Raw genomic sequence first — 24,950 nt, forward strand, 5'->3', positions numbered from 1 at the left:
CACTTTTTTGACGTATTAATCTGTTGCACCTTTTTTTCTTGAAATTTCTAATACGGTTCCTGTATGAGCATCTGCTAAAAATTCATAATAAACAGTTTCGCCATCTTCTATTCGAGAAAGACCTCCCCGATAAGCACTCGACCGAACGGCGAATTTCCTAATAGGTTCCTTTTCAAAAGAGATCCAAGAACCTTCGATTGCACCTTCTTTTAGAAAAGATGACTTGATATTTTCAAGTACTTGGTCTGCTGACAATACTTTTTTGCGATGATACCAAATCGTTGAAGCTACCCCGCTCAATAATCCTAGACCGATTCCAACTGCTAACCCGCCTTTAAAATAGCTTAGTTCGCTTTCTTCATACATGTGGACATACCTCCTTCTTCTCACTTGTTACTCCTTGTGCTTATTTTACCACACTCTCATATTTTCTTTGAAATAAATAACCGCTACCAGAAAAAATAAGCTATAATAAATACGATCGGTCTGCAGAAAAAATCATATTTTATCCGCAGATCAATATAAGTCTGAGAGGAGTTTAGTCTGAAATTTAGACGAATAGCATATGGAAGAAAAAACATTTCAACGAATCAAAGAGTTAACAGAATTACAAGGAACAAGCGGTTTTGAACAAGATGTTCGCGCTTATATGGAAAGTCATATGGAACCGCTGGTAGATGAGTTACAGTTAGATGGTTTGGGCGGCATTTTTGGTCTGCGCCATCATGAAGAAGCGGATGCACCCCGTGTAATGGTCGCAGCACATATGGATGAAGTCGGATTCATGCTGACACAAATCCAAGAAAACGGGCTTTTTAAAGTCGTACCTCTAGGCGGCTGGAATCCTTACGTTGTTTCTGCACAGCGTTTTACACTTAAAACCTCTACTGGTAAGAATTATCCATGTATTTCTTCTTCCGTTCCCCCGCATTTATTGCGAGGAACAAGCGGACAAAAATCAGTAGAAGTAACCGATATTTTGTTCGATGCTGGGTTTGAATCAAGAGAAGAGGCAATGAGTTACGGTGTCCTTCCAGGAGACACAATCGTTCCTTACGCTGAAACGATCAAAACAGCCAACGGAAAGAATATCATCAGCAAATCATGGGACAACCGCTATGGCTGTACAATGGTATTAGAAGCTTTAGAAGCGTTGCAAAATGAAACATTAGGTCATACATTGATTGCAGGCGCGAATGTCCAGGAAGAAGTAGGCTTGCGTGGTTCTAAAGCTTCTGTCAATAAATTCAAGCCAGATCTGTTCTTTGCAGTAGACTGCTCTGCAGCAGATGATACAGTGACGAAAAATGGCACATTCGGACATTTAGGAGAAGGTACATTGATGCGTATCCAAGATCCAGGTTTGATCATGCTTCCTCGTTTGCGCGAGTACTTGCTGGATATCGCTGAAACAAACAATATCCCTTATCAATACTTTGTTTCAAAAGGCGGTACAGATGCAGGTGCTGCTCATACACAAAACGAAGGAATCCCAAGTACAGTGATTGGCGTAGTGGGACGTTATATCCATACGCATCAAACGATGTTCAGTATTCGCGATTTTGAAGCTGCACGAGAAATGTTGATTCAAACACTGAAAGGTTTGGATAAATCAACAGTGAATACGATCGTATACGGAAAATAATGCGATAGTGAAACTATAAAATCTGGCAAAAGATTGCTTTTGCCAGATTTTTTTTATAAAAAGAGGATCAATGTTTGTTAGTTCGAAAGAAAGGTGTATAATTTAATTGAAAAATACATAAACAGAAAGTAGAGGACAAAGAATGATTATCCCAAATAGTTTAGAAGAATTAGCAGGCTACGTAGAAACTGGAAAGAGTGTATTTTTCTTTACTGCCGGCTGGTGCGGAGACTGCCGTTTTATCAAACCGCAAATGCCTGAAATTGAAAATGACTTTTCTGATTGGCAATTTATTGAAGTAGACCGTGACAAGTACATAGATGTAGCCGCTGAATGGAACATTTTTGGTATCCCAAGTTTTGTCGTGATCCAAGACGGAAAAGAATTAGGTCGTCTAGTGAATAAAGATCGTAAAACAAAACAGGAAATCGAATCGTTCCTAGAAAGTGTAACAAAAGGCTGACATCTGTTAGGAGGGGTCAAGATGAATCAAGAATATAAGAACATTTTAGTAGGTATCGACGGTAGTGAACAAGCACTTGCTGCTTTCAAAAAAGCGGTAGAAGTGGCTCGCCGTAATAATGGGAAAGTATATGTAGCAAACGTAATCGATCAGCAATTTTATAACTTTATGGGCTATGCACCTATTGATCAAAATATAGTCGATCAGCAAACTGAAACAGCCAAGCAAATGATCGAAGAATGTAAAGAATATGGGAAATCTGTTGATTACACAAATATAGAAGGAATTATTGCATATGGTTCTGTTCGTGAATCCATGGCAGTCAAATTGCCAAAAAAATATGCAATCGATCTAATCATGGTTGGGCAGTCAGGTCTAAATGCAGTCGAACGCTTTATGACAGGAAGTGTAGCCAGCTACGTGATACGTCATTCACCTTGTGATGTCTTGATCGTTTCTGACGAAGAAGAACAGCCAAGTAATTAAGCAAGTGGAACTTGTACGACCTTTTTAATCAATTAACTAAAAAACAGTAAAGGGACTGTGACAAAAGTCTTGTCACAGTCCCTTGTTACGAATAAATGGTGTTCCAGAAGAGGCTTCTTCGGAAATAAAGCATGAAAAAAATCTCATGCAGTGAATGCAATTTTTTGTTAAGATAAATCTCAGCAAAGGATAATGGAGGAAAGAACATGATTTTTGCTTATAACAAAGCACACGTCGGGGACACCTTGATGGTTATTATAGCCGACGATAAAGGAACAGAAAACACCGTTGAACGCAAATGGAATGTTGCTCGGATCAAAGATGAACAAGGACAAGTTGTTGCTTGGAACTTTTTCCATATCTCCGATCATCTAACAATCGAAGGGAACGGCCAAGTAAGCTTAACAGATGAGGAATTAGCGAAATTGAATCGATTGATCAAAGAAGCAGGATTCGAAGAACAGCTTGAAGCTGATCATGAACCGAAGATCGTTGTCGGGTACGTAAAAACATGCGTCCCACATCCTGATTCTGACCATTTATCGATTACTGAGACAGAAGTAGACAATGGTACAGTATTGCAAATCGTTTGCGGTGCACCCAATATCGAAGCTGGACAAAAAGTTGTCGTTGCAAAACCAGGAGCTATGATGCCAGATGGAATGATGATCTGGCCAGGAACTTTGCGAGGGGTAGATAGCTATGGAATGATCTGTTCCGCTCGTGAATTGCATTTGCCAAATGCTCCAGCAAAAAAAGGAATCTTAGTATTGCCTGAGGATGCCGTAGTCGGAGAAGCATTTCCAAAATAAAGAGGTTGTGACAAGTCTTTGTCACAACCTCTTTTTTATTAATTTTCACTATTTTGATTTTGTTTTAATGCCGATTGATCGATCGTCAATTCAACAGTAGTTGTTTTTTCTTTCGAGCCTTCATAGTAAGTGATTTTGACAGAATCTCCCACTTTTTTCTTATACAAAGCAGATTGAAGTTCTACACCAGAAGAAACTTCTTTGTCATCGATCTTAGTAATGACGTCGTATTGTTTCAATCCAGCTTTTTCAGCCGGTGTAGCTGTTTGGACATTTGTCACGATGACACCGTTAGTTACAGATGAAGGAATCTTCAAGATTTGTTCTTGTTGCTGAGTAGAAACGGCAGATAAGTCGACCATTGTGATACCTAGAGCTGGACGTGTCACTTTTCCGTCTTTTTCCAGTTGATTGATGATATTCACTACATCGTTACTTGGAATAGCAAATCCCATTCCTTCTACGCTTACATTAGAAGTAGATTCAGAAGTACTTGCGATCTTACTTGAGTTGATACCGATAACTTGTCCTTCGATATTAACTAAAGGACCACCAGAATTTCCAGGGTTGATTGCTGCATCTGTTTGGATCGCATTGATATTGACTGTTTCGTTCGATTCATTCGTACTTGTCACTTGTCGGTTCAAGGAAGAAACGATTCCTGAAGTGACAGAATTTGCATATTCAGATCCTAGTGGGGAACCAATCGCAATCGCAGGCTCACCAACCTTCAGAGCACTTGAGTCACCAAAAGAGGCAACTGTTTCGACTTTGTCTGAATTGATCTTCAACACCGCTAAATCTGAATAAGCATCTGTTCCAACTAATTCAGCTTTTACCTTCGTACCGTCTTTCATCAAGACTTCAAGACCTTGCTGGCCATCTACTACGTGATTATTCGTGACTACATAAGCAGTATTCCCGTCTTTTTTGTAGATCACGCCGCTTCCTTCACTATAAGCTTCCAAATTACTATCATCTGAGCTGCTACTTTCTTCTTGCTGCCCGAATAGTCCGCCAAAACCGCTTGATTGGTTATGACTTTGTAAGTTGATAACAGAAACGACAGCGTCTTGAACTTTATCTACCGCTTTGGTGATATCAGAATCTACATTGACTTTGACATTTTCCACAACTGTTTCACCGGCAGAATTCTGATTGCCGCTTGTAGCAGTAGAACTATTGTTGCCAGTGCCCATCGCTGCATAAAAAATGCCAGCTGTCAGTAGTCCTCCAACGATCCCTCCAACAAGCCCCAGACCTAACTTACGCCAGAGGCTATTATTTTTATTTTTTTTCATCTTTGGTGTCACATTTTTTCTATCCATGTGTTCCTCCTCCAATTACATTCATTTATCTACTGTTAGTATACTCTTATTTGTTGACTTTAGTCTACTTTGAGACTGTGAACTTTTTATGAAAAACTTTAGGAAAAACCATTGTTTTCAGATGAAAATATTTGATTTGCTTTTTTCCAAAGAAACTGTGTAAAACTACGCGGATAGGATTGGAAAAATAAGGGATAAAACATATCCACAGCCTGTGTATAAAGTGGATAAATTCTTATAAAACGTATGTTTGCCTAATGAATGTGATGAAATAAGGTAAAATAACACTGTTTTCTGTGGATAAACCTGTGGATGTTGTGCATAACTGTTGGGGAAATCTTTTTAACAAAAATAGCCAAAATAAACATATAGACGAAAAAATTGATTATAATAAACAAAGTGAGCATGAAGACCAAAGGAGAGAAAACATGAATATCAAAATTATTTCAGTAGGAAAATTAAAAGAAAAATACTTGATCCAAGGTATCAATGAGTATGTCAAACGGCTGAATGCCTATGCAAAAATCGAATTGATCGAAGTTCCTGACGAAAAAGCCCCGGAGAATTTAAGTGAAGCGCAAATGAGACAAGTAAAAGAAAAAGAAGGAGAACGGATCTTAGCGAAAATCAAAGAACAAGAATATGTCTATGCCTTAGCAATTGAAGGGAAAAATCCCACAAGCGAATCTTTTGCTAAACAAATCGACCAATTAGGTATCCAAGGAAAAAGCCACCTTGTTTTTGTTATCGGCGGCTCTTTAGGACTCAGCGAAGCCGTCATGAAAAGAAGCAATGCTCAGATCTCTTTTGGCAAAATGACGTATCCACATCAATTGATGCGTCTGATCCTCGTCGAGCAAATCTACCGTGCCTTTCGGATCAATGCGGGGGCTCCGTATCATAAATAATGATATTTAAGATTGAATACTCCTGAACACTAAGTTAGCTTTTCATTGAAATTTATATATAAAAAAGTTAACTTGAAAATCGTTGAGAATTTCAAAAAAATAATAATAACTTTATTATGTATTTAAATTTGTTACAAAAAGTTTAAGATGAAGAGCGTCTCTTTATACAAGAGACGCTCTTCATCTTTTTAATTTCTACTTTGTTGATTAAATAATGAAATTCTTTCTTCAATACTTGTTTGAATTTTTACTGAAAGCTCTTTTTCATCTGATGAAGGATTTAATAAGTGAAAAAAAATACCTTCTTTTTCATAATATTTAGGTGCAGGTTTTTTTCTTCCTCCATTGGAAGGATATAAAGCAAAGACAGCAGAGACAGCTTGCAAAGAACGTGTAAGAATTTCAGGAAATGCTAGAATACTTGACATAGTATTTTGTTTATAAGCCATTAATTGTTGACGTTGCCTACCTTCATCATTACAAAGTATATTGTATAGTTTTTTATATTTTACTTCAAATATTAAGCTTCCGATATAGTATTTATCTTGAAGGATAATGTCTAATCTAATATCAGGTTTATTTCGTTTTGAAGAGGTTTTTACTGGGATATCTAGTGTATTGGAGAAATATTCTTTTTTCATGGAATTATTATATACAAGATTAATACGTATATCATTTTTACTCAATACTACGGTAGTGTCTTCATGTAAAAACGGCAATTCTTGTGAAAGAATATCATTCTCAAAAATCCATCCAGAAATTGGAGTGTAGCCTTGCAGGGATAGAGATCTAATAATTTTTATAAAGCACCAAATTTCATAGAGTACATCTGTACTTTTCCAATAATACTGATATCTATTTGAAAAATTTAAAGTATTACGATTGTTTCTACTTTTTAAATACATTTTATATATAGTGTTATATTTAGGGTTCATAACAAGTGATTTTGGAACATTTATAGGTCTTCTTGATGAAATGTTTTTCATTACTGGTGTGTCTAAAAATTCAAGGATATAAGCATAAAAATGTTTTATCTTTTGCTGATTGTTTTTCAAAGTTTCAATCTTTCTATTATAGCTATTTGTATTGTAGTTTTGTACACTTTGTGAATACGCGCTAGTAAACTTATCTTCTCTTTTTTTCTCTTCATCGTCAATAATACCTTGTAGGATTTTCTCTAAATATCTATCAGCTAGAAGTGAAAAATTTTTAAAATAAGATAAGATAAATTTGATCCATTGATTTTCAATAATATCATATTTTATTATGCGGCTAGGTGTATATAGTAGCCCACGTTTTTCTGGATGGATTTGCAACTGTGAAATAGTTTTTTGATCCACTAGATTTTTGCTTCCAATTGGTTTCCAGTTATATCGTTTGTCAATTCTATATTTTGCTTCTTTTTTTAAACTTTCAAGAGAAACTATTGCTTGAGGTATATTGTTCTCAAACTCTAATATTCGTTGAAAAAGTTGATCGTTCATTAGATAATTTGAAGTAGTAATTTCACGACGAGAAGTTTTTTTAGGAATAAAAGTTCTAGCAAGACCGCCAACCATTTTTTCAATTTCGATTTTCATTTTTTCCCATTCTGGTGTACCTAAATCTTTAAGTATTATTTCAAATCGAGAATAAAAGATAGTTTCACCGATTTTAACGTAAAGAGTATAATAACCTGGAATAAGAGGTACTGTTTTACCTTGATCCCTATTATAAATGATTATATTATCATCACTTGGAATATAGCAAATATCTCCATTTTCCTCTTTTACTTGATTTTCAATCAAATAATCATCTAATTCTGGTATATATAGTTTTGCTTGTTTGTCTATACTGTTAAATGTAAAGCTTAGATTAGAAAATTCTTTTACCTTAACCGGTGTATACTCTAATAACGATGCCTCATCTTGAAAAAATAAAAGTTCATATTCTTGTTCTCCACTTTTATAACCAAAGTTTAATTTCAGACTAAAGGGTAAATCCATGTAAATTCAACTCCCTAGCTTTTTGCAAAAGAATTTTTTTAGTATATTTAAAATCTGAAGACTCAGGATATTCATTAATTATTTGTTCAAATTCACCCACTTGTTTTAAATCATTCTCATTCCATTTACCAACTAATTCTGATAATTGTTCATCAGAACCTCTGATTTTACTTAATACTCTCTGTACAAGCTGAATATCAATAGCTTCTTTTCTTGATAAGTCATTTTGCACTGGAAGATTTTTTAAATATTCATCAATTTGTTTTAATATCCTCCAACCGATACCGATATTTTTGTCTTTAGAATTAATTGCTAAATGGAGTTTCCAAAACATTTCTTTTTCTTTCTGGGTCAAACCATTAGTAGGGTTAGAGTTTTTAAAATTTTTGAAATCATCATATTTAAGTTGATTACGTTTCTTTTGATCTGATTGAATATAGTCATTTACTTCACTAATTTCATGGAATGGTACTAACTCAAGTGAAATAATGTTTGATCTATCCAAAACTTTATCTGAGAATTGATGAGTAGATTCATCTGTATTTATTGTTCCTACAAATAATATGTTTTGTCCTACTTCAATTGTAGAAGGATAGGTTGAAGAGTTATATAATTTATTTTCTAGATCTTCGTTATACAGTTTGATTTTCCTAGTATTTGGCTCCATTTCTAAAACTGAAAGAAATTGGGAGAAATAATGTTCAACACGAGCTAAATTCATCTCATCAAAACAAACCATGTAAATATTTTCTTTGTGTCTTGATGCTTCTAATAGTGCATCAATTAGACCGCTATCTCCTGGACGATAGACAGAATTTACAGTATCAGCATAGCCCAATAAATCAGAATCATCCTCCCAAAAGGGTCTCACAGAAATAAACTTTATTTGTGTATCTGATAATTGAAGTGCTTTTGCATAGGATGTTACTAATTGTGATTTACCGGTACCACTTAGTCCAGCTAATACCACCAAACTATCACCCAACATAGCAGTATGAAAATTCCATAAGTCTCGTTTTGAGTAATGTAATTTACTACGAATTGTGAGCTGATTAAATCTTTCTATAAATTCATTCTGTTCAGAGAAGTGATCATTTTGTTGAATAGCGTGTTTATCTTCTAACTCAGATATATCTATTTGCGTTTGTTCAGTAATAATTGAACTTACTGGAGATATTTTGGAATCAGAGATATTTTCTATGCCTTCGTTAATATCTTTTTTAGTTTCTATAATTTTTTGAAGTAATAGATAGGGCACAAAAATTATATCTTTTGTTTGATTTATAAAATCATCGTAACCTACATAGTTTTTACTACCTTCATCAATAAACTTTTTGTAAAAATTATCTTTTTCTATCCTATACGCTACACCGTACATTGAATTGTTTTGTCCGATTATTTCACCAAATAAAACTCTTGATCCATCAGTGTTCTCCCAAAAAACATTTAAAGGGTAATCTTCATTGTCTTTTGAGAAATTTATAATTTTTCCGAGTAGTTTGCCGTTTAGTAATTGGTTTTCAAAACTTGTCTCGTCTTTGATTACAGAATCGCTGTTATTTATAGAAAAGACCGGTATAGGTACTAATGATTCATTCTCTTTTATTAAATTTTTAAAAACTTCAGACTTTGGTTTGGGGATTAATTCTAAATCATCACCTTGATAGTAATTTCTTGCTTGTTCATGATTTCTTTTAATTTTTGGTGTACAAACGATAATATAAGGATCTAAAAATTCTTTAAGTGATTGGGCACGAGTACTATGAGATTCGTTTATATCATCAATAAACCCAAATTTAGTAAGTGTATTACTATATATTTGTATACCCTCTACATTATCAATCACACTACTGGGGAAATCTGAAAGAGGAGTCATAAAAAAGTACATTACATCATCCGAGTTTATTTTAATTTTATTTAAATCATCCTCCAAATAACCAATAATTTGGTAATCTTGTTTACCTTGTTTTAAAACCATTTATATTTTCCTCCTTCATAAGCATAGTAAAATCATTTAATTCTTGAATTTTTATTTTATTTTTTAAACTTTGTATAATTTTTTTTTTCATTCTGGGAATTAATTGAAAGGTTGTAATCCATAATTCATTAATATCATTTTCTTCAATTATTTTAATGATATCTTCGAGAGGTGTATCAGGATTAGTGATTATAAAATTATAGTCTTCTCTAATAACAATTTTTCCTGGAACACCAATTAATAAAATCTTTTTTATACTTTCTTTTGTTTGGTGTGAAATAGTTTTTACTGTTTTGCTTGTATTTATAAGACTATTACATCTTTTTTTCAGTTCAACGATTTCATTTTCTTTATTTTTAAGCGTGCTATTTAAAATAGAGAATTTTTTTTCTAAATTAAGATACTTACTTTCTGAATTTTTTAATTTTAATAAGCTATTAGTTATTTCTTCTTTATATCGATTTATTTCACATTCCTTTTCAGCGAGGAATTTTTTTTCTAGTTTGCTGAGTTCTCTTATTTTATCGTTATTATTTTTTTCTATTTTTTTCTTGAGTCTTTCATTTTCTTTTAGCAATACTTTTTCCCTATTTTCAGCATCAATTTTGTCTTTTTTATAAAGGGTTAATAAATCTTCCATCTTTTTATATTCAAGTGAGATATCAGTGCAACCCTTATTCTTTTTTTTATTTTGTATATATATCAAAGAATTATTCTTAAATGTTCTTAACCCATCAATATTTTGAAAAAAATCTACAATGTTGTCTTCATCTGTTTGTTCAATCAAATAGATATAAAATGAAAAGGGGGATTCCAACTCTTTATTTTTAATTTCCTCAAAAAATACTTCCATGCTCTGAATAGAAGTACTTTTATAAATATTTTCATCGTTTGCGACGATATCGTGGAAGTACCCACTACTAATATATTTAAATATATATCTTAAATTTTTTTCTTTAAGAAATTGGTTAAATAACCTGTTTTTAAAAGAATCAGATGGGTTTTTAGGAATAATAGATGAGCCACTTAACTTCTGTGGAAGTACTTTCGCTAATTTATTAAGATGTTCCAAATCAAGAGAATGAAAAACATCTTCCATAAAACTTATAGTTAAAGCTTTCAATTTTGACTTCCTTTCTTGTATTATTTATAATAACAATAGTAGTATAACATTAATAGGATAGTTCATTAAGCAAAATTAAGTATCTTAGTTACTAATAACTATATAAATTTCAAACTTGTAGTCGCAATTTAGTATAGAGGTACTAAATATGAAAACACCATACTTTTAGAAAAGCATTTCTTATGTTTAGTTGTGATGTCTATTCAGTTAATTGAAACAAATAATATAGCAATGAAATAGAGATAAATTCAAATATATATTATATCCATGAAGCCCAATCTTCTTTAATAGAAGATTGGGCTATTTTTATGGCAAAGGAGGGAAAAGAAATGTTTCAAAATAAAGGACAACGTTATGACACAAAGGGAGTAATGGACAGTTTGCCGGTGGAATTACAAGCTTTATGTTGGAATCTAATCGATCAAAACGTTCAAAAGCAATTTCCTTTAGACTATCTTCAAATCTTTGAATTTTCTACGGAAAAAGGAAATCAAAAGTTGGTTCATCGTCAAGAAGAACCGGAAGAAAGAAAAGAGTATCTGATTTCACCTAAGCTTCGTTTGAAATCAGTGTCTCAAAAAATATGGGTCATTGATTCGGGTGAGTATCAAACGATGTTATTACCAGAAGAATACTAGTGTCTAAAAGAAAGGAGAAAAATGACTTGTTAGAAACGGCTATCGAAGTACTGGAAAAGTGTGCACAGCTGGTCACTGCTTCTGAAGAGTGGGGCTATGAGTCCGTTACGATGGAAAAAGAGGAAATTGAAATAGGTACGCTTCCTAAAGATGTTCATCTACCACGTTTAGTGATGACACATCTTTATATTTATTGCGCACCACAAAGTGGGAAAGACTATGTGGTTTATTTCATTACAGATATTACCAGTCAGCGGGAATTTGTTCGTGGGTTACTGGTAGAAGGACGATTGGTTTGGAGTCAGATTGGAGGAACGAATGAATAAGATCGATTATTTGAGAATGATTGCGAAATGTTTAGAAGATATCCTTACCGCGATTCATCAAATTCTGAAGAAAAAAGGAGAAAGAATATGAAATATTTTCAACTAGTATTGACACTTATAACGGCAATGGTAATTGAAGTGCTTGAACAAAAATTAGCATAGGAGAAAAAGAAATGATTGAAAAAGAATTAGTGACCACACAAACAGAAGTTTGGCGAGATCCTCATCAAACCCATCGCTATGTTTTCAAACGACAATGGGCGATCAAAGGAAAAGAAGCGGAAGAGAAATTAGCGGTAGTCATTACTATTCGTCCAACAGATACAGAACCATTTACGAATGATTTGAGTATGTTATTAATCGAAAAGAATATCCGACAATTAGGATTTACTGGTTTTATTGCCGTGAATCTTTTTTCGTATACAAAAGCGAAAAGTCCTCGGGTATTTCCTCGAGGAAATGATGAACAATCTTTGGAAATATTAACGACTGTTTTTACAGAAAAGAAAATCAATACCATTATTTTTGCTTGTGGTTCGATTACAGCGACGAGTCAAGTGGCTTATGAACAAGCAAAGACCATTTACGATCAATTGAGTGCGAAACAAAAGAAGATGACCAAAGTATTGATAAATGCAGAAGGTAAGTTATCCCACCCACTAAGTATTCATGTTCGTAATGAATGGCAATTGGCAGATAGTCAATTATTATTTCAAGAAAAATAACGTTTTATTTTCTCATGTTACTTATAAGTAGTTTTACATGCTTTTTGACTTTAAAAATACATGTGATGATACATGTTATATGAATTATCAATGTACCCAGTAATATGCTATTTTCATTATGTAAAAAATAACAGGGGGTGTGTAGATGGAGATTGATAAAACTTGTTTGAGTAACTCTTATAAAAGTATGAATGACTTTTTTGAGGAAATGGAACTGGTGGTGTTAGTATCAAATCTTAGACAGCTTTTCGTAGAGACAAGAATAAATTAAACTTATCTACGAGAGGATGAATTTTTATGACCCGATATGAAGAAAATTTTAAACAAATGATTGTTGAACTGAATCAAACTGGACGTTCTGTTCGAGGGTTAGCGAAAGAATATGGCTTATCTGAAGCAACGATTTACAAATGGAAGAATTTATATTTACCTGATCAGTCCACAGGACTGACTGGAAAAGAAGTAGCTGAACTGAGAAAAGAAAATGCTCGTTTAAATGAGGAACTTGAAATCTTAAAAAAAGCCGCAGCCATATTCTCTCGGAAAACCTAAATTCGCTTGTTCAATTTATTGAAAAATGGTGTAAGGATTACACTGTTTCTTTGTTATGTCGGTTATTAGAAATCCCTAGAAGTGTCTATTATTTTTATAAGAATAAACCGTTGACAGCTACAGAAATCAGAAATAATAAGTTGAAAAAGAAGATTTCAACAATTTTTTTACGAATAAACAACGCTATGGTGCCACAAAGATCCATCAAGTTTTATTAAAAGAAGGGATTTCAGTATCTCTTAAACATGTCCAAAAGCTAATGAAACAATTAAATTTAAGGTCGATTGTAGTTAAAAAATATAGACCTCAAAGGTCTAATAAACCGATCATTTCAAAAGAGAATCTCTTAAATCAGGACTTTTCTACTGAAACGATCTGTGAGAAATGGGCAGCTGACATTACGTACATTCCTACTAAGAAAAATGGTTGGTGTTACTTATCTTCAATCATGGATTTACACACGAAAAAAATTATTAGTTATACATTTTCAAAACGAATGACTGTGGATTGTGTCATTCAAACATTGAATAAAGCAAAAATACATTATCACATTCCAGAAGGAATGATTCTACACACTGACTTGGGCAGCCAATACACAGCAAGAGAAGTGGAACAATGGCTTAAAACCAACAAAATAAGGCATTCTTATAGTAGAAAAGGAACACCTTATGATAATGCTGGAATCGAATCTTTCCATGCCTCATTGAAAAAAGAAGAAGTCTACACGACTAGCTACTCAGATTTTGAAGAAGCAAATCGAGCGCTATTTAGCTACATTGAAGGATTTTATAACCGAAATCGAATCCATAGCTCGATTCACTATCTAACCCCACAGGAATTTGAAGAATTAGCAAAAGAAAAAATGGCTTAACCGTCTCTACTAAAATGTGTCCAAGATATTGACTCAAATCCACTAGTAAACATTTGTAAATCTAATTCTTTTAACTTAACTGAAATTTCTGAATGAAGTGTTTCCAAATCTTCTAATTCCTCAAAATAACAGTTAATATCAAAGTAATCGCTAATGAATTTAGCCATATTCCTTATCCAATATTTGTCGCGCATTTCTATAGCTGTCCCACCTAAAGATGAGGCGATTGACTTAATTACAGTTTTGTTATTGATAGTATCTACAATAATTAAAGGAACCATTTGATGGTCTATTTTTCCTATTATTTTGTCAGATCTGAATCTAGTAACCTTATCGGCAGATATTTCAGGATTTCCGCCACCAATAAATCCAATATCAATACTGATAGCTTTATTGTTGTAAATAACAGTAGCATCGGTTTCTCTCTCATTAGATTCAGTAGATGAAAGAATAAATAACTTGTCTGAAGGACTGACCTCTTCTGGCATTTCTTCCATATATTGAAATCCCATCATTGATAAAGAGCTGCCAAGTATAAGTCGTTCGAAAAATTTTCCATTAGTAGATTTATCTGAACCCCTAATAGTAAGTGTTTGAGCTCCAATTGCGGTAAATAATAACGAAATAAAATCCCAATTTACTTCTATTATTTTTCCATTTAAATTTATTTCTCCAGAGATATTACCAAATAAATCTTCAATGTTACTAACAGCTTCATCGAGAGTTCTATTTAAGTTATTTATATATTCCTCCAAATTGGCGCGTCCTCGGACAATGTTATCTAAAGATTTTTTTGTTAATCCTAATGTCCAAAGAGTCAAGAGCATATTTTCAGAGTTATCAGCAGATAGTTGAATATTTTTTTTTAAGTATTCAAAGAATTCTTTTATATTAATAATATCTGATTCATTGTTTAAAGAGAGTAATAAATCTAGAAGAGCTGCATTTGATAAAAGTAATTTAGTTCGTGTGATCAATTCAGTTACATCGCGTACATTCCCACCTTGTAAAACGCTAATGACGATGTTATCAATACTCTGATCACCTAATTGAGAAAGTAAGGTTTTGGCACCACCTTTAATTACTTTAGTAGCTTCATTTTTGTAATTGTTTACTATTCTAAAATGAGAATTATATTTCTTAAACATTAAAAATTGTTTATCGTCATAAAGCTCTTTTTTAGTAGTATTGAATTCTAGAATGAATTGTTCTACTATCTCCTCTATATATTTTTTACCTTTATAAGATGTTGCTGACAAAAAATTTGAGAGTATAAAATATTTTGTGTAAATGAAAAAATCCATACAAAAAAGGAAGTCCCTTCTGTAGAATAAAGTTAACGACAACCAATTCACAGAAAAGAGGACTTCCCTATGAATGATTTTACTACAGAAATTGTGCAAACTCTAGTCACTAAAGGCGATTTAAATGAATTATTCCGTTCGCACTTAGAAAAAGCGATAAACACACTCCTACGGACTGAATTAACGGCTTTTTTAGATTACGAAAAATATGATCGCACTGGTTTTAATTCAGGTAATTCGAGAAACGGTTCTTACTTTCGATCAATCAAAACCGAATATGGTGAATTAACATTGGAAATACCTAGAGATCGTAATGGTGAGTTTAAACAACAAACTTTACCAGCCTACAAAAGAACAAACGATACATTGGAAACCACTATTATCCATTTATTCGAAAAAGGTGTTACGATGTCTGAAATTGCTGATTTGATCGAAAAAATGTACGGTCATCACTATACTCCACAAACCATGTCCAACATGACTAAAGTTCTGACTGAAGAAGTAAATGCCTTTAAATCCAGAGCCTTAAATGATAAGTATGTCGCTATTTTTATGGACGCTACTTACATTCCACTAAAACGTCAAACTGTATCCAAAGAAGCGATTTATATTGCCATTGGTATAAGAGAAGACGGCACTAAAGAAGTACTGAGTTATGCGATTGCTCCAACTGAATCAACATACGTTTGGAATGAGCTGCTACAGGATATTAACTCCAGAGGAGTTCAAGAAGTCTTGCTTTTTATTACGGACGGCTTAAAAGGCATGAAAGATACTATCCATCAAATTTATCCTAAAGCAAAATATCAGCATTGTTGTATCCATGTATCTCGTAATATCGCTCATAAAGTACGTGTCAAAGACCGAAAAGAAATCTGTGATGACTTTAAGGCTGTTTATCAAGCTAACTCAAAAGAAGAAGCGAATACCTTCTTATCCGGCATGATTGAGAAATGGAAGAAAAACTATCCTAAAGTGACGCAGTCACTCATAGAAAACCAAGACTTATTAACTTTTTATGATTTTCCACCTAGCATTCGTAGAACCATTTACTCAACCAATCTAATCGAGTCTTTCAATAAGCAAATTAAAAGATACAGCCGTAGAAAAGAGCAGTTTCAAAATGAAGAATCACTAAAACGCTTTCTAGTCAGCATTTTTGATACATACAATCAAAAATTCTTAAATAGAAGCCATAAAGGCTTCCAACAAGTGACGGATACATTAGCTTCAATGTTTACTGAGTAACCCATTATTTTGCAGAAGGACGAGTTATTTACACAAAATTATTGACGCTCCCAAAAGCCCTGTTTTTAGCAGTTTAATATTATTCTTTTTCAATTAGACTGACTTGATTTAGTTACGGAATAGATACTTTAATGTGTTGAAGAAGCAACGTCCCGTATTTATTTACTAAAGCATCCAATATTCTACCGAATATTTAATATTCACATTAGCCCTAAAATAATTGTCATACCATGTTACATTTGATATAACAGCGTTCATTTTAAAAATAGCTGTTAGTGTGACAAAACATTAAACCAAGTGTGACAAAAAACGTGATGAAAGCTTTCCGGAAACGTATGTGAACAAGTATATAATGATTTTGTCAGGAGGATAGTCAAAATGAATAAACGAATTCGTGAAATACTCAAACTGATTATTAAAAACCCTGAAATGAAACTTTCCACTTTAACAAGTGAACTTGATTTGACACGTCGTCAAATCAATTACGCGATCAATCAATTTAATGAAGAATTGAAAACAAAGAACATTCCGTTAATTCAGAGAAGTCATTCTGGAAATATTACGGTACCAATCGAGGTTATCCAAATGATATCACAGCCTGATTACGACATAGGTGATGATCAGGAACTTGTCGTTCTCACTGATAGTGAAAGACAAGCATTGATAGTGATGACTCTGATCGCTAATATCGATTACATCAGTCTGGATCATTTGGTAGATGCGGTTGATGTTAGTAAGACGACTGTTATGGAAGATATCAAACGAACGGAACCGTTCATCAGAAATTATAGTCTGACAATTCGATATAATCGGATGAATGGTTACCAATTGGTTGGTTCGGAACACCGTATCTTACAGCTGTTATCGGATCTAGTAAAACGGTATCCGATTTTTCGCCGAGAAATGATTCGCAGAAAATTGGCACAAGATGTTTCTGAAGAAGAAATCGTCCATTTGATCCATAACATGGAACAAATGTTGCATCTTAGTTATTCTGATGAGTCGGTAGACTATTTGCAGACATCAGCGAGATTTTTAGTAAGCCGTGGGATCAAGATGTCAGATAAGCACGCGTTTTTTCCCGATGATGTGACGGATACTCCTGAATTCCGAATGCTGATGATCTTGGTACATGAAACAGGTTGGAGTCTATCCAAAAGTTATATGGAGTGGTTCACGTTATTATTTTTAACTTCCAATATTTTTGAGAGCAAAACTACTCAAAATTATGATTCGGATCAAGAATTGCGAAAATTGATCAGCCAAATGGTTGAAAATTTCCAAAATCAAACGTTGATTTTGATCGATGACCGAGAAGACTTTGAACGTAGGATACTGAGTCATCTGCGTCCAGCCTGTTTTCGAATACGCTATAACTTGAGTTTAGGAGTTTATTCAATAGATAGTCTGATCAAGGATAGTAATCATGCGATTTTGATTGATTTGATGAAAGAATTGATTATTCCTATTGAGAATTGGCTAAATAAGGCCTTTCCAAATGATGAATTAGATCTTTTATCCTATTACTTTGGCTATCAATTAAGTAATCATAATAAATTGAATAAGCAACGACAAAGGGCTGTAGTTGTTTGTACTAATGGTGTCATGGTCTCAAAGTTAGTACGAGCCAATATGGAAAAACTTTTTCCAGAGATCCATTTTTTAGCTTCCCTATCTGTGCGTGATTTCTACAAATTTGAAGCTGATTATGATCTGGTCTTTACTACGACGCCACTAAAAAGTTCTATGCTGCAGTTTATGATCGAGCCAATCATGACATATCAGCAACAAATCAGTTTACGATATCGAGTTTTGAGTGATTTAGGAATTACTAAGGTTGATCGAGCAATGGATGAATTGTTAACAATCATTAGGAAATATGCAAATATCACCAATCCAGTTTCGTTGCGAGAAGAACTGCAGTACTTTTTGATCAAGGAAGATGGAAGCACGCCGCTGGACAACTTCAAGGTATTGCCTTCATTGACTTATTACTTGCGGCCGAGTTATGTACAAATCGTTGAAGAAGAGATGTCTTGGGAACGAGCAGTGGAGGTGGCTTGCCGACCGTTATTGGAACATCAAATCATTGACTCGCGTTTTATCGCTGATTGCTTGGATCAAATCAGACAACCGGGATATGCAGGTTACTTGGGAATGAAGACTTGCATTCCCCATACAACGGTCGATAAAGGTGTAATCAGTGACGGTGTCAGCATTTTAGTTTGTAAAAAGCCGATACGATTTCCTAATGGTGAAGATGTCAGCTTGATTTTGCCGCTTTCATTTTTTGATTTAACGAAGCATCTGCGAGCCATCAATCAAATCGCTGATATCGCCAAAGATGATTCATTGATTGAGCAGTTATTGATTGCTGATGACGAAAAGACAGTTTATCAACTATTAAGACAAAGATCTTAAGGAGGAAAACATGAGACTAGCAGATTATCCTAAATTGACAGTGATCATGCGTGGTTATACTTTTGATCAGGCAGATGCTATTTTACAAGCAATGCAGGAATTTGACCATCAATTTGCCGTAGAGATGACAATGAACACAAAAGGAGCTCTTGAAAATATACATGAACTAAATCAACGTTATGGTGACACGACTTATATCGGCGCTGGGACGGTAAGGACATTAGAACAAGCCCAAGCCTGCTATGAGGCTGGTGCAAAATTTTTATTAGGACCACATATGTTCACAAAAGAAATGTTGTCTTACGCCAATAAGAAAGGATTATTGGCGGTACCTGCCGCAATGACTCCTTCAGAAGTAGACCGTATGTTTAAAGAAGGAGCTGATATTGTAAAAGTATTTCCTGCAGCGGTTGTTACTCCGCGTTTTTTCAAGGATATTCAAGCACCTTTAGGTAAGTTACCACTAATGGGGGTTGGTGGAATCAGTAAGGAGAATGCGAAAGAGTTTTTTGAACAAGGTGCTAGCTATTTAGGTCTTGGTTCCGGTATGTTCAACAAGCAAGACATCGAAGAGCTAAATGTTAAAAACTTAGCACGTTCGATGAAAGAATTAATTGAGGTTATTAAATAGGAGTGAGGACTTTGGAACTTTATTTGAATGAGGAACTCGTTTTTCGAAATGTTCAAGCAAAAACAGATAGTGAAGTCTTAGCGTTTTTGGCAAGCGAGATGTACAAAAAAAACTACGTGAAGGAGGAATATATTCAAGCAATCCAAGAACGGGAAAAAGAATACCCTACTGGATTACCATCAACACCACCAGGAATCGCAATTCCCCATGCAAACTATGAAATGGTCAATAAAACAACTTTAGCAATTGCGACTCTTAAAGATCCGGTCCTATTTCATAATATGGAAAATAACAATGAGCAGTTACCAATCCAAATTGTGATCATGATGGCGATTGGGGAACCACATGGGCAAGTTGAAATGTTACAAAAAATTGTTGGAATCATACAAGATGAGCCACTGCGGCAAGAAATGATCAGAGCAGGCAATGATACTGAATTATTAGAACTATTAAAGAAAGCGGTTTTTTAATATAAGGAGGAAATCATAATGAAACGAATTTTAGTAGCATGCGGAAATGGTATCGCCACTTCAACAGTAGTAGCAACAAAAGTTAGAGAGTATTTGCAACAACATGGCATTGATGTTTCAACGACTCAAACAAAATTGATGGAAGTTCCAGGAAAAGTTCAAGACTATGATCTATTGGTGACGACTGGTCAATTTGATGGTCAAACAGGTGGTGTACCAGTAATCAAAGGGATGCCGATTTTAACAGGTATCGGTGCCGATCAAACAATGGAAGAGATTTTGAACTTACTGAAATAATAGCTGATCAAAGGAGCTGAAAAAATGAAAATCATTATGAACGTCTTTAACTTCTTTATTGATGCTGGACCAACAGTTATGTTGCCAGTCATCATCACGATTATTGGTTTGATTTTTGGGTTAAAGATTTCTCGTGCTTTTAAATCAGGTTTGACATTAGGTATCGGTTTTGCCGGGATCAAGTTGATATTGGACTTTATGACGACCAATGTTGGACCAGCTGCCAAGGCGATGGTTGATCGAACTGGTGTTAAACTAGATGCTTTGGATGTTGGCTGGGGTTCGATTGCGGCTGTTACTTGGGCATCGCCAATCATTCCAATCTTGATTTTTGCCATTCTATTGGTCAATATCGTTTTGCTGATTTTGAAACGTACACATACGCTGGATGTTGATATCTGGAACTATCACCATATGGCAATCGTTGGTGTTATGGTGTATTTTGTGACTAAGAATGTCTTCTTAGGTGTAGGTGCATCAGTAGTGATGGCAATTGCGACTTTTAAGATTTCAGACTGGTCGCAACCGATGGTAGAAAGTTTCTTCGGAATCCCTGGTGTTTCTTTACCAACTGTTTCTGCGCTTTCATCACTGGTTATTGCTTGGCCGTTAAATTGGCTGCTGGATCGTATCCCGTTATTCAGAAAATCAAAATTCACCATCAAAGATGCACAAAAATATTTGGGATTTTTTGGTGATTCTATGATCATGGGGTTAGTTATCGGGATGGTGATTGGTGTTTTAGCCGGCTATGATATCAAAGCGGTTTTACAATTAGGTGTCAGCATGTCAGCTGTTTTGGTTTTGATTCCTAAGATGACTTCATTATTTATGGAAGGATTGATGCCAATTTCAGATGCTGCACAAAAATGGTCACAAAAAAAATTCAAAGGTACACGTTTATTTATCGGATTGGATGCTGCAGTTGTTGTAGGTAATCCAGATGTTATCACAACAGCATTGATCATTATTCCACTAACGATTGCATTAGCTTTAGTATTGCCAGGAAACCGTGTGTTACCATTCGCAGATTTAGCGGTTGTTCCTTTCCGCGTGGCAATGGTCGTTGCCTTGACTCGTGGTAATTTATTAAAAAATATCATTATTGGCTTAGTTGTGACAGCTTCATTGCTATGGTGTGGGTCAGCTACTGCGCCAATGCTGACAGCAATTGCCAAATCGGTTGGTATTAACTTAGGAACTTCTTCAATGTTAATCTCATCATTTGCTGCGACTTCCATGATCCAAAGTTATTTGGTATTTATCGCATTTGCTTACAAACCAATCATCGGTATTCCAGTGTTGTTATTAGCCTTTGCGGGCGCATGGTATTACTTCGATGGTATCAAAAAAGTTAATCATGAAATGGATGAACCATTGAAGGCACAATAGTAGGAGGGTTTAAATTGAAAATTTCAGATGTCACAGTGTATAAAGTAAAACCAAGATGGATTTTTGTTAAGATCTCGACTGACGAAGGAATCGAAGGCTGGGGAGAAATGATCTCAGGAACTAAAACAGAAACGGTTGTTGCTGGAGCTTATGAGATAGGAAACCGGCTGATTGGACGTAATCCGTTTGAAATCGAGCGCCTCTTCCAAGAAATGCATCGATCTTTCTTCCGAGGCGGTCCTATTAATGGAACCATCGTTTCGGGTTTAGAAATGGCTCTGTGGGATATCAAAGGAAAAGCGTTTAATGTTCCGGTTTATGAATTATTGGGCGGTGCAGCACGTGATAAAATCAAGGTTTATTCTTGGATTGGTGGAGATCGACCAAGTGAAGTTGCAGAACAAGCACAAGATCGGTTTGATCGGGGCTTTACGGCCGTCAAGATGAACGCGACAGAAGAGCTGCATTATATCGATTCCTACCAAAAAGTTGATGAAGTGGTGGAACGAGTTGCGTCTATTCGCGAACGTTTTGGTGATGCAATGGATATTGGTGTTGATTTTCATGGACGGGTCCATAAACCGATGGCAAAAGTGCTAGCAAAAGCTTTGGAGCCATTCCATCCAATGTTTTTGGAAGAAGTCGTTTTACCTGAAAATGAAGAACACTTTAAAGAAGTAGCTGATTCTGTGGCTGTACCATTAGCTACTGGTGAACGCTTGTACACTCGTTGGCAATTCAAGAACCTCTTTAAACAAGGTACTGTTGATATTATCCAACCAGATGTGGCTCTTTGTGGGGGAATCTTGGAAACCCGTAAAATCGCAGCGATGGCGGAAGCTTACGACATGGCTGTTGCGCCTCATGCGCCATATGGTCCTGTTGCACTAGCAGCAACTCTGCAAGTAGACTCATGTACGCCAAACGTCTTTATCCAAGAACAAAGCTTAGGGATCCACTATAACAAAGGTTTTGATCTGTTAGATTTTGTGAAGAACAAAGAAGTTTTCCAATATAAAGACGGCTACGTAGATCTACCTTCAAAACCAGGTCTGGGCTTGGAAATGGATGAAGACAAAATCAAAGAAATTGCACAAGAAGGTTTGATTTGGACCAATCCGCAATGGAAAAATTATGACGGTACGATCGCTGAGTGGTGATAAATGAAAATAAAGGATGATGAAAGATGGCAGAAGCACTTATGATCACAGTTTTTTTAGGACTGCTGATTATTTTGCAAATAATCGATCAAAAGAAAATTATCGTGTTTGCTCAGAGTAGTCCTGTAAGGAAGAGTTTGAGTATTTTACTGACAGTCGCCATCCTGTTGATTTTCTGGCCGGAACATCTGACTGATCAGATTAAACTGGTTGCTTTTGCTTCTGTCATTTTGATCAATGGTTTTTTGAAGGAGGGTCTAGCAAAAGATTCTGTTGTTAGATTTGGAGTATTGAACGGTAACTTTAATCGATATCCTCAAGTCCAAGTAGAAAAACTAGGTGACGATAAATCATTTATTTCATTTTACAAAAGCAAGAATAATTCTTTTTCAATGATTTTTGATAAAGATCAAACTGAAATGATGGATGTCTTTCAAGAACTTGATATCCATTCCAAAATTACTTTAGATCAAAGTTCGGAAGAAAAAAGAGCAGTTGTAAAAAAAGATAATGAATGATTCTACTACCGAAATTATGATTTCTTTATCACGAATAATGAAACTTGTTTTAATGAATCATATTGATTGAAGTATACAATGTATATTAAGTTTTGGAAAGAAATATATTGGTACAAGATATAGCAGGAATCGATTACTCGATCCCTGCTTTTTTTAACTTCCTTTGCAGCAAAAAAAGCTCGTAATCTAAGAGATGATGGATAGTTTTTAGAATATATATATTTTCTTCAATTCCAGAAAAAAATGACCAAGCTAGTATGCTAAAAAGTACGATGCTTCTATGATCTTTTTTCCGTCTTTATTAACAGATGTTTTAATTGATCAACGCATATTGTAATCTACCCTAATTTCCATAGTTCTTCACCACTTTTAAAAATAGTAAACCCCCTACAAGTATGCTATAGTAAATTGCTAAAGAAAAACCAATAAGGTGGGAGATGTATTCGCGATCAAACAAGCGGAAAAATGATTCGTTTTTATTATACAAGTTTGCAATTTCTCTATTGGATGATGTTTTGTTCTGTCTATGGGTTTGCGACATTGTTTTTGATTTATTTCAAGATTGATCCAGCTAAAATCGGAGGGATCTTAGCATTGGTCAATATTGTTTCAACGGTGCTTCAGCCTTTTATCAGTCAAGTGATCATCAAGAAAAGAAAGATCCCACTGATCACCGTGCTGAAGACGATGATAGCAGGATTAGGAGTGATTCTCTTAGCTGGGGTATTGATTCCGAATTTGCCGATCATTACTTATATCTTGGGTGGGATTTTAGTAGTTTCTATGCAATCATTTCTCAATGCGCTGGCATTTGAGTATTCAAATACCGGCTACAGGATCAACTTTGGCTTTTCAAGAGCTGGTGGTTCATTTTCTTATGCTGTAACTTCTTTTTTACTGGGACAGTTGTTAGCGATTTATTCTGCCGCGATTTTGCCGATCTTGGTTATAGTTGAAGCAGTAGTGTTTTTCGTTATTTTGCATCTGCTGCCGGATGTAAAAAATCAAGAAGTTTTTCCTATGACAAAAGAACAGGATCGCCCAGTTTCTTTGAGAAAAAAATATCCTTTTCTGATTTTGTTGTTTTTAGGTTTCAGTTTTCTTTTTACTTTCCACACCATGATCAACAGCTTTTTGGCACAGATCTTTGAAAATATCCACGGTGGCAGTAAAGAAGTTGGCATCGCATTGATGATCGCCGCTTTATGCGAATTACCGGGAATGATCTTTTTTGAACAGCTTGTCAAAAAGAAATCCAGCAAATTTTGGCTGTCTGTTGCCAGTATTTCATTTGCTGTCAGAGGATTCATGATGCTGCTGGCCAGTTCGATCCTGATGATGGAAATGACGCATCTCCTACAAGCCTTCAGTTTCGCTTTGTTTATTCCAGCTTCGGCTTATTTGTTCAATCAATTTCTGGCGGATGATGATCGTGTATTTGGACAAACGATGATCATCATCGCCACAACTCTTGGTGGGGTGATAGGAAATGTCTTGGGCGGCAGTCTGCTGCAGCATTTCGGTGTATGGGAGATGCTGATTTTCGGTACTGGTTTTGCGGTGCTAGGTGCTTTATTAACTATTTTGGGCATTCGAAAAATACCGAAGACAGGAAACGATAGTGATTCTCTTGTTGAGTAGCATAAAAATACTTAGATACTAGTTTTAT

23 protein-coding genes and 1 pseudogene are annotated in these 24,950 nt (G+C 34.9%); 18 read left to right on the plus strand and 6 right to left on the minus strand.

All coding sequences use genetic code 11. The features are described from left to right. Window positions 1–15 precede the first annotated feature (15 nt). On the minus strand, window positions 16–366 hold the full coding sequence (locus RBL01_RS01125; protein WP_002289862.1) for a PepSY domain-containing protein: 351 nt from the start codon (window positions 364–366) through the stop codon (window positions 16–18). 199 nt (window positions 367–565) lie between these two features. Between RBL01_RS01125 and pepA the strand changes: the two genes are divergently transcribed. The 4 genes from pepA to ytpR all read left to right on the plus strand — a co-directional run bounded on the left by pepA (window position 566) and on the right by ytpR (window position 3,406). After that, on the plus strand, window positions 566–1,645 hold the full coding sequence (pepA, locus tag RBL01_RS01130) for a glutamyl aminopeptidase (protein ID WP_002294156.1): 1,080 nt from the start codon (window positions 566–568) through the stop codon (window positions 1,643–1,645). 142 nt (window positions 1,646–1,787) lie between these two features. Continuing rightward, on the plus strand, window positions 1,788–2,108 hold the full coding sequence (locus RBL01_RS01135) for a thioredoxin family protein (protein WP_002287837.1): 321 nt from the start codon (window positions 1,788–1,790) through the stop codon (window positions 2,106–2,108). Between the two features lie 21 nt (window positions 2,109–2,129). Then, window positions 2,130–2,594, plus strand: a complete 465-nt coding sequence (locus tag RBL01_RS01140; protein ID WP_038809452.1) for a universal stress protein — start codon at window positions 2,130–2,132, stop codon at window positions 2,592–2,594. Between the two features lie 206 nt (window positions 2,595–2,800). Beyond that, complete coding sequence (ytpR, locus tag RBL01_RS01145; RefSeq protein WP_002294153.1) at window positions 2,801–3,406, plus strand: YtpR family tRNA-binding protein; 606 nt, start codon at window positions 2,801–2,803, stop codon at window positions 3,404–3,406. A gap of 38 nt (window positions 3,407–3,444) precedes the next feature. Here ytpR and RBL01_RS01150 read toward each other — a convergent pair whose 3' ends face one another. After that, entirely contained in the window at window positions 3,445–4,734 is a 1,290-nt protein-coding gene (locus RBL01_RS01150) for a S1C family serine protease (RefSeq protein WP_307780895.1), read from the minus strand. A gap of 428 nt (window positions 4,735–5,162) precedes the next feature. Between RBL01_RS01150 and rlmH the strand changes: the two genes are divergently transcribed. After that, the gene (gene rlmH / locus RBL01_RS01155) at window positions 5,163–5,642 is read left to right on the plus strand and encodes a 23S rRNA (pseudouridine(1915)-N(3))-methyltransferase RlmH (protein WP_002287841.1); all 480 of its coding nucleotides are present in this window, start codon (window positions 5,163–5,165) and stop codon (window positions 5,640–5,642) included. 188 nt (window positions 5,643–5,830) lie between these two features. Here rlmH and RBL01_RS01160 read toward each other — a convergent pair whose 3' ends face one another. From RBL01_RS01160 to RBL01_RS01170, 3 genes are read right to left on the minus strand one after another with little or no spacing between them, the layout of a single operon-like run. Beyond that, window positions 5,831–7,627 (minus strand): nuclease domain-containing protein, encoded by a 1,797-nt coding sequence (locus RBL01_RS01160; protein WP_130624765.1) that lies wholly within the window; start codon window positions 7,625–7,627, stop codon window positions 5,831–5,833. Then, window positions 7,611–9,605 carry an McrB family protein gene (locus RBL01_RS01165; protein WP_024636244.1) on the minus strand — a complete coding sequence of 665 codons (1,995 nt, stop codon included), beginning with the start codon at window positions 9,603–9,605 and terminating at the stop codon, window positions 7,611–7,613. The genes RBL01_RS01160 and RBL01_RS01165 overlap by 17 nt, the downstream gene beginning before the upstream one ends. Next, window positions 9,586–10,728: a hypothetical protein gene (locus tag RBL01_RS01170; protein ID WP_024636245.1), complete on the minus strand. Its 1,143-nt coding sequence runs from the start codon at window positions 10,726–10,728 to the stop codon at window positions 9,586–9,588. Before RBL01_RS01170 ends, RBL01_RS01165 begins: the two co-directional genes overlap by 20 nt. 329 nt (window positions 10,729–11,057) lie before the next feature. Between RBL01_RS01170 and RBL01_RS01175 the strand changes: the two genes are divergently transcribed. The 4 genes and pseudogenes from RBL01_RS01175 (at window position 11,058) to RBL01_RS01190 (ending at window position 13,840) form a co-directional block, all read left to right on the plus strand. Beyond that, on the plus strand, window positions 11,058–11,366 hold the full coding sequence (locus RBL01_RS01175) for a DUF960 domain-containing protein (protein WP_307780894.1): 309 nt from the start codon (window positions 11,058–11,060) through the stop codon (window positions 11,364–11,366). Window positions 11,367–11,392: 26 nt separating this feature from the next. Next, entirely contained in the window at window positions 11,393–11,692 is a 300-nt protein-coding gene (locus RBL01_RS01180; RefSeq protein WP_025478468.1) for a hypothetical protein, read from the plus strand. A 173-nt stretch (window positions 11,693–11,865) separates the two neighbouring features. Beyond that, on the plus strand, window positions 11,866–12,417 hold the full coding sequence (locus RBL01_RS01185; protein ID WP_002344691.1) for a DUF1643 domain-containing protein: 552 nt from the start codon (window positions 11,866–11,868) through the stop codon (window positions 12,415–12,417). A gap of 297 nt (window positions 12,418–12,714) precedes the next feature. Further along, window positions 12,715–13,840: pseudogene (locus tag RBL01_RS01190) on the plus strand (IS3 family transposase). Here RBL01_RS01190 and RBL01_RS01195 read toward each other — a convergent pair. Continuing rightward, window positions 13,837–15,144 (minus strand): CfrBI family restriction endonuclease, encoded by a 1,308-nt coding sequence (locus tag RBL01_RS01195; protein ID WP_410779635.1) that lies wholly within the window; start codon window positions 15,142–15,144, stop codon window positions 13,837–13,839. The pseudogene RBL01_RS01190 and the gene RBL01_RS01195 overlap by 4 nt on opposite strands. Window positions 15,145–15,213: 69 nt before the next feature. Between RBL01_RS01195 and RBL01_RS01200 the strand changes: the two genes are divergently transcribed. The 9 genes from RBL01_RS01200 to RBL01_RS01240 all read left to right on the plus strand — a co-directional run bounded on the left by RBL01_RS01200 (window position 15,214) and on the right by RBL01_RS01240 (window position 24,922). Then, entirely contained in the window at window positions 15,214–16,392 is a 1,179-nt protein-coding gene (locus RBL01_RS01200; protein ID WP_410779636.1) for an IS256-like element ISEf1 family transposase, read from the plus strand. Window positions 16,393–16,770: 378 nt separating this feature from the next. Continuing rightward, window positions 16,771–18,813 (plus strand): BglG family transcription antiterminator, encoded by a 2,043-nt coding sequence (locus RBL01_RS01205; RefSeq protein ID WP_002331201.1) that lies wholly within the window; start codon window positions 16,771–16,773, stop codon window positions 18,811–18,813. A gap of 10 nt (window positions 18,814–18,823) precedes the next feature. Continuing rightward, window positions 18,824–19,444, plus strand: coding sequence for a bifunctional 4-hydroxy-2-oxoglutarate aldolase/2-dehydro-3-deoxy-phosphogluconate aldolase (locus RBL01_RS01210; protein ID WP_002331202.1), 621 nt, complete (start codon window positions 18,824–18,826; stop codon window positions 19,442–19,444). A gap of 11 nt (window positions 19,445–19,455) precedes the next feature. Then, window positions 19,456–19,914 carry a PTS sugar transporter subunit IIA gene (locus RBL01_RS01215; RefSeq protein ID WP_002326530.1) on the plus strand — a complete coding sequence of 153 codons (459 nt, stop codon included), beginning with the start codon at window positions 19,456–19,458 and terminating at the stop codon, window positions 19,912–19,914. An 18-nt stretch (window positions 19,915–19,932) separates the two neighbouring features. Next, a complete protein-coding gene (locus RBL01_RS01220; RefSeq protein WP_002331203.1) occupies window positions 19,933–20,211 on the plus strand; it encodes a PTS sugar transporter subunit IIB in 279 nt (92 codons plus the stop codon). 24 nt (window positions 20,212–20,235) lie between these two features. Continuing rightward, window positions 20,236–21,603 carry a PTS galactitol transporter subunit IIC gene (locus tag RBL01_RS01225; protein ID WP_002386123.1) on the plus strand — a complete coding sequence of 456 codons (1,368 nt, stop codon included), beginning with the start codon at window positions 20,236–20,238 and terminating at the stop codon, window positions 21,601–21,603. Between the two features lie 14 nt (window positions 21,604–21,617). Next, a complete protein-coding gene (dgoD, locus tag RBL01_RS01230) occupies window positions 21,618–22,763 on the plus strand; it encodes a galactonate dehydratase (protein WP_002331205.1) in 1,146 nt (381 codons plus the stop codon). A gap of 26 nt (window positions 22,764–22,789) precedes the next feature. After that, window positions 22,790–23,281, plus strand: a complete 492-nt coding sequence (locus RBL01_RS01235) for a hypothetical protein (protein ID WP_002331206.1) — start codon at window positions 22,790–22,792, stop codon at window positions 23,279–23,281. A gap of 441 nt (window positions 23,282–23,722) precedes the next feature. Then, window positions 23,723–24,922 carry an MFS transporter gene (locus RBL01_RS01240; protein ID WP_002331207.1) on the plus strand — a complete coding sequence of 400 codons (1,200 nt, stop codon included), beginning with the start codon at window positions 23,723–23,725 and terminating at the stop codon, window positions 24,920–24,922. Window positions 24,923–24,950: the final 28 nt, after the last annotated feature.

This window comes from Enterococcus sp. SB12 (genome assembly GCF_030910025.2).
GTDB lineage: Bacteria > Bacillota > Bacilli > Lactobacillales > Enterococcaceae > Enterococcus_B > Enterococcus_B faecium.